Consider the following 13,441-nt stretch of genomic DNA (forward strand, 5'->3'; position numbering starts at 1 on the left):
ATCATAGACTGAACTGCATAGAACAATCCTGCATCTTTACCTGTTACAGTGATTTTTTTATCAGTAATATCAATAGTATAACCTTCTGCAGGTAATTTATCAGCCCCTGCCGAGGTTAATACAATTGCTCTTTCATTGGCTTTTATAGCCTTTGTTTCTCTAAGTGCAAATCCTGCCTTCGTGGTAATAGAAGCGTTTAGCAAATCTGCCATCTTTGCATTGGCTGCATCTGCAGACATCAATACAACAGTTTTGTCCAATTTAAAGGCTCCGCTTTTCTTTACTACCGAAACGGGGGCAGGAATAATGCCCATATTGGCATCTGTTTGCGCAAATGCACCCACAGACATAAATGCCACGAGAGCAACTGATAATAATCTTTTCATGTGTTAGGTTAAATAATTTATTTTAAATCAAGCCCCAAGATAAAAAAATCTTAGAGAAAGGCGGGCAAAAAAAAGGCAGAATCATACGATTCTGCCCATATTTCTATTAAAATGATACTTACAACACTTCTTTTACTTCGTGTTCTTTTGCCGCCAGATAACGCTCTGCATCTAAAGCCGCCATACAACCAGAACCAGCGGCTGTAACTGCCTGGCGATAATAATGATCCTGAACATCTCCACTGGCAAAAACACCTTCTATGTTGGTTTTAGAAGTTCCAGGGATTGTTTTTAAATAACCAGTTTCATCCATATCCAACCATCCTTTAAAGATATCGGTATTAGGTTTATGGCCAATGGTCATGTATACTTTTTTACAAAGCTTTGCAAGGTAAGTAGCCTCTTCGGCAGCAGTATCACCAGCACCAACTATCGCTACGTCCTGTCCTTTAAAGAAAAATCCGTCGCATACCGCACATGCCGATACACCAAAACCATTATATTGTTGTTCACTAGGCAAACCAAGCCACTTAGCTGTGGCACCTGTCGAGATAATTACAGTATCAGCTGTGATGGTTTTAATTTCATCAACAACTACTTTGTGAGGCAAAGATGAAAAGTCTACAGAACTTACATATCCAAAACGGATATCAGTTCCAAAACGTTCTGCTTGTTTACGGAAATCTTCCATCATCTCAGGGCCCATAATGCCACCCGGGTATCCTGGGAAATTATCAACATCAGTAGTCTGCGTTAATTGACCACCAGGTTCCATACCAGTATACATAACTGGCTTAAGATCAGCACGGGCTGCATAAATTGCAGCAGTATATCCTGCCGGACCTGAACCTATAATTAAACATTGAACGTGTTCTATTTCTTCTGACATATATGTTTCTTTCTTATTAAAGTACAAAATTACGCTTTATCCCGCTATCCGTCAAACGCTAGCGCACAACAAACGCAACATTGTGATTTCCAGATTATAATTCCGCCTAAGTCTGGATAACACCTACGTTAAACTGCTTCTTTATAGGCGATTGATTGGCCGCTTCTATACCCATAGAAATTACTTTTCTGGTTTCTGAAGGGTCAATAACGCCATCAACCCATAACCTTGCCGCAGCATAATAAGGAGTAGTTTGACTGTCATACCTATCGGTAATTTCTTTTAACAGTTCTTCTTCTTTTTCCGGTGTAATCACCTCTCCTTTTGCTTTTAGTGATGCTTCCTGAATCTGCAACAACACTTTAGCGGCCTGCGAGCCACCCATAACTGCAATTTTAGCACTTGGCCAGGCATAAATCAATCGCGGATCATATGCTTTACCACACATGGCATAATTACCGGCACCATAAGAGTTTCCTATTACAATGGTAAACTTAGGCACAACGGAGTTTGCAACCGCGTTTACCATTTTTGCACCATCTTTAATGATGCCTCCATGCTCAGATCTGCTGCCTACCATAAAGCCGGTAACATCCTGTAAAAACACCAAAGGGATTTTTTTCTGGTTGCAATTCATGATAAACCGTGTTGCCTTATCAGCACTATCAGAATAAATTACTCCCCCGAACTGCATCTCCCCTTTTTTGGATTTAACAACTTTACGCTGATTGGCAACTATACCAACCGCCCAGCCATCAATACGACCTAATCCGCAGATGATGCTCTGTCCATACAATTTCTTGTATTCTTCAAATTCAGAGTTATCTACCAAGCGTTGAACTACCTCGAGCATATCATAAGGCTTTTCTCTGTTTTCCGGCAGTATTCCATAAATTTGTTCAGGATCGAGCTTAGGTAAAGCTGGCTTAATTCTATCAAATCCGGCTACTTGTGGTGCACCCAGCATGCTCATGATGTTACGAATGCTATCTAAACAAGCCTGATCATTAGGATGCTTATAATCGGTTACACCAGATATTTCACAATGGGTAGTGGCTCCACCCAGGGTTTCATTATCCACATCTTCGCCAATTGCCGATTTAACAAGATATGACCCTGCCAGGAACACAGAACCTGTGCCATCAACAATCATTGCTTCGTCGCTCATGATCGGTAAATAAGCACCACCAGCCACACATGAGCCCATTATTGCAGCAATTTGAACAATCCCATCGGCCGACATGATCGCGTTGTTTCTAAACATTCGTCCGAAATGTTCCTTATCAGGAAAAATCTCATCCTGCATAGGCAAATAAACACCGGCGCTATCAACCAGATAGATTACCGGCAGTCTGTTTTCCATTGCAATTTCCTGCGCCCTAAGATTTTTCTTAGCAGTCATAGGAAACCAGGCACCTGCTTTTACGGTAGCGTCGTTCGCAACAATCATACATTGCCTGCCCGATACATATCCGATACCGCAAACCACACCGGCCGATGGACAACCACCCTGCTCAGCATACATTTCATCTGCCGCAAAAGCACCAATTTCTAAAAACTGACTTTCTTTATCTATCAGGTAAGAGATGCGTTCTCTTGCCAATAATTTACCCTTGTCCTTTTGTTTAGCAGCGTTCTTCTCTCCCCCACCTTTATATATCTTTTTGAGCCGGGTTTTTAAGTCATAAACTGACTGTTTATTAACGTCTTCATTCTTATTGAATTCTATGTTCATACAGGCAAGTTAAATCTTTATTATTAGGAGAACAAAAGTCCAATTCGGGCTTTGGTATAGAGGTAAAACTATAACATCCATTTCCAAGCTGGCATTATTAGAATATGTACACCATCTATGGTTAATTCTTCTTCTTCGAGCGTGATAACCCATGCTTCCTTAGCCTTACAATAACCGGCAGCTTTAAGTAGTCCTTTTAAAAAGATACGATTGTTCAGCCATATTCATCGCTCCATAGACAAAATCGTCTTTCTTGTAAAGACAATTTACACAATAATCGTCTTTACAAGAAAGACGATTATTGCAAAGTTAGAAATACCACCCTACGTAAAAAACAATTAATTATTTACTATGCTTCATACTTTTTAAACACAGAAGTTGCAGTGTGACCACCGAAACCAAATGTGTTGTTCAGCACGTAATTAACAGGCTGGTGAATAGATTTACCTAATACAATATTTAAGCCTTCGGGAATTGCAGGATCAAGATTTCTAGTGTTGATAGTTCCCGGAATAATTCCATCTCTGATGGCAAGAATACTGATTATACTTTCTATAGCACCAGCACCACCAAGTAAATGACCGGTCATAGATTTGGTTGCACTAATTTTAACAGGCAAATCGCCAAATATTTTTTTAATTCCGTTTAATTCTCCAGCGTCTCCTAAACCTGTAGAAGTTGCGTGAGCATTGATATAATCAATTTTATCAGGAGTTATCCCTGCATCAGCAAGTGCTTTAGAAATACCTAAAGATGCCCCTAAACCATCCGGTGGCGTACCAGTAAGGTGATAAGCATCAGCTGCCATACCACCACCAACAATTTCTGCATAGATATGTGCACCTCTTTTTTGGGCATGCTCGAGTTCTTCCAAAATCAAAGCACCAGCGCCTTCACCAATTACAAAGCCAYCTCTGTCTACATCAAACGGACGCGAAGCAGTTTCAGGATCATCATTTCTTTTTGATAAAGCATGTGCTGAGTTAAAACCACCTACTGAAGATTCAGTAATACCGGCCTCGGAACCACCCGCTACCATAATGTTGGCCTTGCCTAAACGGATAGAATCAAAAGCGCTGATAATTGCAGTGTTAGAAGATGCACATGCCGAAACAGTAGCATAATTAGGACCATGGAGTTTATTGCGTATTGAAATTACACCAGCGGCAATATCAACAATCATTTTAGGGATAAAATAAGGGCTAAATCTAGGAGTTCCATCACCAAGATGATACTCTTTCAATTGCTCTTCAAAAGTACCGATACCACCATTTCCAGATCCCCAAATCACACCCACTTCATAGCGTTCAATTTCAGGCATTGTTGTAAAGTCTAATCCTGAGTCTTTGATGGCCTGATCGCTGGCTGCAATAGCGAACTGAGTATACAAATCATATTTTTTGATTTCTTTTTTATCAATATAGGCTTCGGCATCAAAGTTTTTCACTTCAGCAGCAAAGTTGGTTTTGAATTTTGAGGTATCAAATTTTGTTATTTTAGCTGCGCCACTTTTACCGGCAACTATATTGTCCCAAAATTCTTTTACTGTATTTCCCACCGGGGTTACAGCACCTAAACCTGTTACTACTACTCTTTTCATATTCACTTCTATTTTATATTTAGCGGTGCGTTTGTTTAAACTCACCGAGTTATTTCTTTTGCAAAATTACCATAAATACTTAAATCTGGTGGGCATTTATTTGTTACAATGTGTCATATTGTTCAATATTTCCATTATCCCCTCATTTTCAATTATCCACATGCCCATGCGTTCATCAGTTATACCCTCTTTCAGCTCATGAGTAAACATGGGTTTCCCATCTATTATCCTGGTTTCCAAAAAGCGGAAATTAATATTACTGTTATCATTTAGCTCTTTAGCCACTTCAACAATATGTGTTGAAATAACAAAAAAGCTCCCTCTGATCTGGCTAAATGCTGTTATGATTGAAAGTGAAGCATCGTAGGCATCTTTTACATTCGTTCCTCTAAACAGCTCATCAAATATAACCACCATATTGTTAGATGTGGTTACTTTTTGTGCAACTTGCTTTACTCTTAATACCTCGTTATAAAAATGGCTATATCCCTGATTCAAATTATCTGAAAGATTGATCGTAGTAATGAGGCCATCAAAAATGCTGGTCTCCATACTTTCTGCAGGAACAGGAAAGCCCAAATGGGCTAGATATATGGATATTGCAATAGATTTTAGCAAGGTCGATTTCCCTGCCATATTCACTCCCGTAATAAAACAAACATTTTTATCAGTACTGAAATCGATGTTATTGGGTATTGGGTGCTTCACAAATAAATGAAATACCCCTTTAATTACAATTGATCTCTCCTTTGAAGAATTGAATACAGGAAATGACAAGCCGTAAGTTCTTGCAGATTTTGCAACTGATAAATAGGCATCTAACGAATAACAAATTCCCAGAAGTTCCTTAATTTCTGTGACCTCTGAATTTCTGATTATAAAATCGTATTTCTCTAAATCAAAGAGTTTAAAAGTGTGAGGTCTTATTTGATTATGGTGCTTAATGTCTGCTTGCCTCTCTATCATTCCATGAACTTTATTGTGGAGTGATTTTAGTAGTTCAGGAGCGTTCTCAATAATTAATTCGCTGCAAAAGTCATACAACAAATGGATCAGCTTTAATACTTCCTGAGCCCCGCGTTGTCTTAAATACTGTTGCTGATTGTTCTTAAAGAAAAATCTGGAAGTAACCCCTATAATATCTATAGCAGCCGGCTGGTTGGGCTTATCATTTTGACGTAAGTAGAACTCAATAAAATCAAGCGATTCCTTATCGAAGGCTATAGTTTTATTATACTTCAACAGATATTGGATAAGATTTTTTCTCTCTTCAATTATCTGAATATCAGTTTGAGGATGATTAAAAAGGCTCCTTAACTTCTCTTTCCCTCCTATGGTTGAGCTGAAGTCGAAAAAAGAGAAAATGCACTTTTCACTAGCGGCACTTTCAAATATCTCGAGATCGTTTAAAGTTTGATTATCTATATCAAATGGAACCATTCACAAAACATGTTGATTTTCATCAATGAACTTACAACATTTTATGCTTTTTAAGTGCATTTATTTTATGATCAACTATGGGGCTTCTATGAAGCTTGGTATGGCCTGCGTTAACGCTGGTTCGAGACTGGTTCGGGACTGGTTCGGGAAAAGATGCATGTTTTCCGACGCAATCTGCTCCCAGTCCTTAATCTGCCTTGATTAAGCCCAATAAGAGGTAGCTTAAAGGTCGTCATCTCCACGATAGGAGAGATCTCTGACCTTTAAATAGCTACAAAGCAAATTGGCATAATCAAGAGATCTCTCCTATCGTCGAGATGACGACCGCATTAAAGAACCAAGACCGTCGTAAACAACAACGGCCTAGGTAACTGAATTTTAATAAACGCTTACTGCTTTCCGGTAAGCATTTTTATAGAATCAACTTCTGCTTTTTTATACGGGCTACCGTCTTTTCTGAAAATATCATGAAACCATAGTTTAGGTTCTTTTCCATCAGGCATTGGGCTATCCCATGCGTAAATAGTATTGGTTTTTCCTGCCACCAAGCCCCAGTTGTAAGCACCAATATTTTCTTTTTTAAGGATAGGCATGATGTTGCTGAATAAGCTGTTTCTTGATCTTGCCATATATTCAGTACAGATAAGCGGGCGTTTAGAAACACTTCTAAGGGTATCAATCCATTTTTGGTGATCCTTTACATCGCCATAATTATGATAAGTGGTTACATCAGAATTCTGAATCTGATAATCTGAAAGTTCTTTCAAATCTAATTTCCATACCCCTACAGAAAGCGGCTGACTAGGGTTAACTGTACGGCCCCATTCAAATACTTTTTTAAGCAGATCCATGCTTTTGTTGCCGTAGTTTGAATTTCCAGGTTCGTTGTAAAGATCCCAAAGTACAATGCGTTTGTCATCTTTAAACGTTGTTAGTACATCTTTAACATAAGTTTCAAGCGTATCTACAAGCGTAGAGTCCTGATAATACAGATCTCCCGGGTCTCTTACCCAGCCGGAATTGTGAATACCAATTTTTGGTTCCGGTTGTTTTCCGGTTTTAAAAGTTGGATTCCAGCAATCATCAAATAGCACAAACAAGGTAGAGATATGGTGCTTATCGGCGATATCTAAATATTGTTTTACCCTTCCTTTGAAGCCATCTTTATCTTGTTGCCAGGCAGCATGATGCAGGTAAACGCGCATTGAGTTCATGCCAATTCCTTCAGCATAACCCAGTTCCTTATCAATAGTTGTCGGGTCAAAAGTTTCCTTTTGCCACATTTCTAATTGATTGATTGCAGTACTTGGTATAAAGTCGCTACCTCTTAACCAGCCCCATTGCTCATACCATTTATTGGCCTGTTCTACAGTCCATATTTCTCTTGGCTTTTGTTCTGTTTGTGAAGTTTGATCTGCTGGTTTTTGTACGCACGACTGAAACGCGAGCCCAAGCAAGCATAGTGCTAGATAATAGGTTTTTAGATTTCTCATTTTAAAAGGTTCTAGTTATAATTTAGTGATTTGTTCATTCTGTATGTTTATTAAATGTGGTGTTTTTATTTGGTTTCGGCACCAGTAAAAAGAAGTTTAAATGTCGATTCATCGGCTTGCAGCACATCAGCTTCATCGCCTTTAGCAAACTTTACATCTATAATTCCGGTTGACCGTGGTGATACTTTTGTAGCAGAATGATGAGTATGCATTACATATTTGTAATTTCCGGCTTTATCGGTAAACAAATCGCCATGCCCCGTTCCATTTTGCTTTAGTTTCTCTCTGCTTATGATCGGACTGCCTGCATATTTTTTCCATGGCCCCATAGGCGAAGTTGAAGTGGCATAACCTACTGCGTAATCCTTATTGCGAAAGTCATTTGCAGAATAGATCAGGTAATACAAATTCTTATGTTTTATTACTGTTGGCCCTTCGGTAACCGGCCAATCTGTTTTCTCAGTGTTTTCCCATGGAAGCACTCCGCTAATACACTCTTTGGTGGTTTCCTGCAATACATCAGAAAGATCAGATTTCATCTCTGAAACAAAAATCCTGTTGCCTTCTTTAAGCTTTACATGGTACATATAGGTTTTACCGTCGGTATCGAAGTACACAAAGGGATCAATCTGTTTGCCAATACCAGACAGCGACTTTATCTGCTCTTGCTTGAAGGGCCCTAGTGGACTATCGCTTTTCGCTATTGCAATCTGTTCATCAGCGGTGTAAGCCATGTAATAGGCATTTTTGTGTTTAAAAACCTGTGGTGCCCAAAAGCCTTTACTCCCAAAAGATTCTCCTTTTACAAGGGCGAAACCGTTGCTTTTACCTACAGGGCCTTTCCAGTTCTTTAAATCTGACGACTCATATACTTCAAAGCCCTTATCACTACTAGTGCCATACAAGTAATACTTGTCGTTATCCAGGAATATGGTAGGATCGGCAAGTGCTATAGGATCTTGCACCAAACGTCCTTTTATCATCCAGATTTCGGAATGGTTAGAATAGGCATTTGTGCTGGTTACCGCAACAATGGTGTTGTCGTTTAAAACAGCTACACTACTCCACAAGCACGACTTGTTTGCCGGGATAATGAATGGTGTAGATTTTCTATTGAAATTACGTGCTTCATCATCTCCGATAACCACCTTCATATCTGCAAATTCCATTTTATTGATACGCCCTTCGGTACCTTGATAAGAAAGTATGGTTTCGCCGGTTTTCAATTGCCTTAAATAAGGTGCGCCTGCATAGATATTATCGGCAATTTTATCTGCCAGGGCGTAGCTTCGGTTGGCGCTGCCAGCATCTACAGTGCTTGCCCAATTGTCTTTTAAAGTATTTCTGATGATGTAAGGTTTAAATGCGTCAAAGCCATTGTCTTCTATAGCAAAAGCGATCTCTTTTCCATTGCTAAGCAATAGAGGCACCGGCATACCATCTCGTTTCCCTGCTCTGAAACTTACAATTTGAGGTTTTTCAGTCCATGTTTGTCCGTTATCGCTGGAACGTAGCATGGAAATATTCTGCTCATCGGAATTTAGGTAGTCTCCCTCATTAGCAAAGTACAATTGAATTTCCCCATTGGGCAATTGCACTGCTGATGGCTCCCAACATCCATTTTTAAATTCATACCCTGCCTCATAAAGCAGTTTCTCGTCTTTCCAGGTGAGTCCGCCATCATAGCTTTTCTTGGTGCGGATACCAAATTTTCTGGAAGGAGAAATGTCGTACGGTCTTGGGTTATAACAAGCCAGTAAGGAATGATCCTTTAATTCCAATATATCTGGTACAGACATATTTGTGCCATTGGCGCGTTGTGCAACTGAAACAGGTGCCGACCAGGTCGCTCCCAGATCGGCACTTTTGACACTAACAATATTTCCATCGGCCTCATATATGGCTAAGAGCGATTGATCGTGCAATTGAATCATCCTGGCATATCCGCAATACCTTTCGCCTGCGGCAGATGAGGAGACCTTTTTTAAGGTATTATAATCCCATTCGATATGGCTTTTAACGGATGGTTTTTGTGGAACACTAACCGTTTCGTTCTTTTTACCGCAGCCAAAAGACAGCAGTGCGCAGAATTGTACTATAGTACAGATTTGGATAACTACTCTCATTCACCTGAAGGTTTTAGGATTGGCGTATCGATCTTTACAGGTTCACCAAAATTTGGTGTTCCATCGGCATTCCAGGTAAACTTCTGCATCCGTGGGCTACGGTCGTTAGAACATGCTAACCCCGCTCTGGGATTAGCATGATAAAGAATCCAATCTTCCGTTCCGTCTGGTGATTTAAAAAAGCTGTTATGGCCTGGGCCATAAGCTCCGCTTTCCGGTTTCTTAGTAAACACCGGTTTATCTGTTTTGGTCCAATCTGCCGGCTTCAGTGGATCGCCGTTCTCTTTTAAACTAATCATACCCAAAGAATAATCATCTGTCCAGCAACCACTGGCCGAAAAGATCAGAAAGGTTCTTCCATTCTTGTTGGTTAGGATTTCGGGCCCTTCATTTACATGAGGTAAACCTATCTTTTCCCAGTCGTATGTTGGAGTAGAAATCTCTGCTCTTGGTGTAGCCATTTTCCATGGTTCATCGGCTAACTGGGCAATATATAATCGCTGTGTATTATCAGTTGCTGAAATATGTCCGCTCCAGATAATGTAATTTTTACCATTGCTGGAGTACACCGTAGCATCTATGGCAAAGAAATCAGCATTGTTATCCTTTATCTGTCCTTTTACAACCCAGCTACCTTTTGTAGGATCGACATTACTGTTTTCCAGCACAAACATGCGCTGGGTAGATAAATCTCCAGAAGATCCGGCAGTATAATAGATGTACCATTTGTTGTTCAGAAAATGTAGTTCGGGTGCCCATATATTCTTTGAATCTGCACCTGATACAGGTGCTTTATAAGCCACGGTAACTTCAGCCCTGCTTAACTGTGAAAGGGCTTTTGTTTTACGTATAGAAACCTGAGTTCCCTGGGTATTCATGTAATAATAATACCCATCCTTTCTGATAACCCATGGATCTGGTCCGCTGCTGAGCAGGGGATTTGTGAAAGTGGTTATAGCAGGCGCAGGCTTGTCTTTATCAGGTTCAGACTTTTTCTGGCTCTTGCTACAACCAACTACGGCTTGCAATAGCAGAATAATGGTTACACTTCTTAAAAACATAGTTTCTGAATTAATAATTAGGGTTCTGTGAAAGGTTAGTGTTATTGTCTACTTCGACCTGTGGCAATGGCAATCTGATGTGTTTTCCTACAACGAAATTCTTAAAGTCGGGGTCGCGTAATGCAACTTTATCTACATTCGCTTTGTTGTCAAGGTCACCCCATCTTTTTAAATCGGCCCATCTAACACTTTCACCACAAAGTTCTAAGCTTCGCTCTACTTTCAATCGCTCTCTGAAGAGGTCTTTATTGTTACCAATTGCAGGATATGCAGTAGCCAGGCCAGCCATGTTTACCCTGGTACGTACACGGTTTACGTATTGATAAGCATCCGCAGTTTGCCCAAGCTCATTCAATGCTTCTGCATACATCAGTAAAACATCGGCAAAGCGAATTACCCTGTTGTTAACCTGATTAAAATAATCTTCATTACTGCGCATATAGTCACGTGAGTATTTTTTGAACCAGGCTTCATCAGCACCCCACTCCCAGCTTCTGCCATAAGTCTTATCGCCAAAATCAGCTTCAAGACCAGGGTAGAACAAGGTATATCTTAACCTTGGATCAATTTTATTATCAGTAGTTTTCTCTTTTTTAAACTCATTAACCAACCAGAATCTGGCTTGTCCATCTGACCACCCTATACTTCTAGGTGCAAAAAATTGAGCACGATTACTACCCACATTTGCACTTGGCCCGTCACCTTCTGCAGATTTATTGACATCAGAAAATTGAATTTCAAATACAGACTCCTTGTTATTTTCGTTTTCTGCTCTGAAGTTATCTTTATAATCAACAAGATCATAATAATTTTTTCCTGCACCAGTTACAAGATAGTCAAAAGCGGTTTTAGCATCGGCCCATTTATGTTGTTGCATCAGTGCTTTACCTAGCAATGCTTGTGCTGCGCCTTTTGTAGCACGCCCAATCTCACCTCCGGTCCATTGTTCTGGCAGGTCAGCGCTTGCCTCTGTAAGGTCTTTTTCTACCTGTGCCCAAACCTGAGCTAAAGAGCTTTGTGCAGGCAAATCTGTTGGTGTTTGAATGGTGGTTACAATAGGAAAGTTCTCCCACAATATAGCGGCGTAATAGTAATAAAACCCTCTCAGGAACTTAGCTTGTGCAAGTATTTCTGCTTTCTTTTTGGCATCTGCAAAAGGAATTTCCGGCACATAGGTCAATACCTGATTACACCTGAAAATTGCCTTATAAGTATCTCTGTAAGTGTTCACATTACCTTCCCAGAAATTGTAATTGATATACTGGAAACGGGTCCAATCGCCAAGCTCAGTCCACGGACTGTTGCTCCATCCTTCATCAGAAGTTAAATCCAGTCTGAAATAAATCCACCTGTTCCACCCACCATTTTGGTAAAACATGGCATATGCTGCATTTACACCCTTTTGGGCATCGCTTTCAGTTTTCCAGAACTGGTCAACTGTTAATGTATTTGGGTTGTCCTGATCTAACAATGACTTTTTACAGGAGAACATCAGGACGAGTGCACTAAGCACTAATATTTTTGAAATTATCTTTTTCATGTTTCTAATATTAAAATCCGAAGTTTAAACCAAGAGATACTGTTCTTAAGTTAGGAAATGCACCAAAGTCAAATCCTTTTTCAAAAACACTTCCGTTACTAAATTCAGGATCCAGTCCTGTATACTTAGTGATAGTGATCAGATTTTGTCCGGAGAGAATCACCTTAGCATTATTAAATCCTATTCTTTTTAATAGTGTATTTGGGATATTATAAGAGATACCAATGTATTTCATACGTGCGAAACTTCCATTTTCCAACCAACGATCGGTATCGCCCCTGGCATTGATGGTACTGCTATAAAAAGCGCGAGGTACACTTGTGTTAGGATTTTCAGGAGTCCATGGTTGAACACCGGCGCGATAGTTAGAATTGTCTGAGAAGTTATCCATTACACTTCTTGGTCCGTTAAACACTTTTGAGCCAAAAGAACCAAACCAGTCCATAGAAAATTCAAACCCTTTATATGCGGCCCCGATGTTTAAACCCAACTCATAATCGGCCCATGGACTCCCTACAACTACTTTATCTTTATTTGTGATTTCACCGTCACCATCGTTATCCTTATAACGAATATCACCAGGCTGAGCAGCAGGCTGAATAACTTTACCATTTGCATTTTTATAACTAGCGACTTCGTTTGCATTCTGGAACAGACCATCTGTTTGCAGTACATACCACATACCAATTGGCTGACCAACTTCGGTAACCGTATTGCCGACAAAAGTTTTGTTCTTGTTATAGCCCAAACCCAGTACTTTATTATTTAACGTGGTTAAGTTTGCAGTAACATTGTATTTAAATTCACTTGAGTTTTCGACATATGATGCAGTAAACTCAAACCCTCTGTTACCTAATATACCACCGTTTACAAAAGGATTTCCTCCATCATTACCAGTAGAAATAAGCAATGGGTAGCGGATTAATACTCCGTCTGTTTTTGAAATAAAGTATTCAGCACTGATTGAAAGTTTGTTGTGAAGAAAAGCAGCATCAATACCATAATTTTGCTGAGTTACTTCTTCCCAGTGCAAATCCCTGTTTGCAAGCTGTACCTGAGTTGAACCTGACTGAAGATTTTGGTTTGGCCCCATTGGAATTGCAGAGAAGGTATTAACAAAGGCCATATATTCATATGCACCAATATCACTGCTTCCTAAAGTTCCATAGTT

10 protein-coding genes are annotated in these 13,441 nt (G+C 39.8%); all 10 read right to left on the bottom strand.

The genetic code is table 11. The annotated features are described in order from the left end of the window. Positions 1-386, bottom strand: a 386-nt coding sequence (locus tag AC1DDX_RS12800; RefSeq protein WP_477622117.1) for a glycoside hydrolase family 20 zincin-like fold domain-containing protein, incomplete at its 3' end; no start/stop codon positions are given. A gap of 118 nt (positions 387-504) precedes the next feature. Beyond that, positions 505-1,275: an NAD(P)/FAD-dependent oxidoreductase gene (locus AC1DDX_RS12805; RefSeq protein WP_477622118.1), complete on the bottom strand. Its 771-nt coding sequence runs from the start codon at positions 1,273-1,275 to the stop codon at positions 505-507. Positions 1,276-1,381: 106 nt separating this feature from the next. Then, the gene (locus AC1DDX_RS12810) at positions 1,382-3,010 is read right to left on the bottom strand and encodes an acyl-CoA carboxylase subunit beta (RefSeq protein ID WP_288880533.1); all 1,629 of its coding nucleotides are present in this window, start codon (positions 3,008-3,010) and stop codon (positions 1,382-1,384) included. A 349-nt stretch (positions 3,011-3,359) separates the two neighbouring features. Then, positions 3,360-4,610: a beta-ketoacyl-ACP synthase II gene (gene fabF, locus AC1DDX_RS12815; protein ID WP_477622119.1), complete on the bottom strand. Its 1,251-nt coding sequence runs from the start codon at positions 4,608-4,610 to the stop codon at positions 3,360-3,362. A gap of 96 nt (positions 4,611-4,706) precedes the next feature. Next, positions 4,707-6,050, bottom strand: coding sequence for a MutS-related protein (locus tag AC1DDX_RS12820; RefSeq protein WP_337715127.1), 1,344 nt, complete (start codon positions 6,048-6,050; stop codon positions 4,707-4,709). Between the two features lie 389 nt (positions 6,051-6,439). After that, a complete protein-coding gene (locus tag AC1DDX_RS12825; RefSeq protein WP_172663771.1) occupies positions 6,440-7,543 on the bottom strand; it encodes a cellulase family glycosylhydrolase in 1,104 nt (367 codons plus the stop codon). A 65-nt stretch (positions 7,544-7,608) separates the two neighbouring features. After that, the gene (locus AC1DDX_RS12830; RefSeq protein ID WP_337715129.1) at positions 7,609-9,669 is read right to left on the bottom strand and encodes a family 43 glycosylhydrolase; all 2,061 of its coding nucleotides are present in this window, start codon (positions 9,667-9,669) and stop codon (positions 7,609-7,611) included. Further along, complete coding sequence (locus AC1DDX_RS12835) at positions 9,666-10,730, bottom strand: glycoside hydrolase family 43 protein (RefSeq protein ID WP_288882390.1); 1,065 nt, start codon at positions 10,728-10,730, stop codon at positions 9,666-9,668. Before AC1DDX_RS12835 ends, AC1DDX_RS12830 begins: the two co-directional genes overlap by 4 nt. Before the next feature lie 10 nt (positions 10,731-10,740). Beyond that, complete coding sequence (locus tag AC1DDX_RS12840) at positions 10,741-12,270, bottom strand: RagB/SusD family nutrient uptake outer membrane protein (protein WP_288882388.1); 1,530 nt, start codon at positions 12,268-12,270, stop codon at positions 10,741-10,743. Positions 12,271-12,280: 10 nt separating this feature from the next. Then, the coding region (locus tag AC1DDX_RS12845; protein WP_477622120.1) for a SusC/RagA family TonB-linked outer membrane protein at positions 12,281-13,441 on the bottom strand (1,161 nt) is incomplete at its 5' end.

The sequence above is a fragment of the Pedobacter sp. 10L46_2 genome (assembly GCF_056395165.1).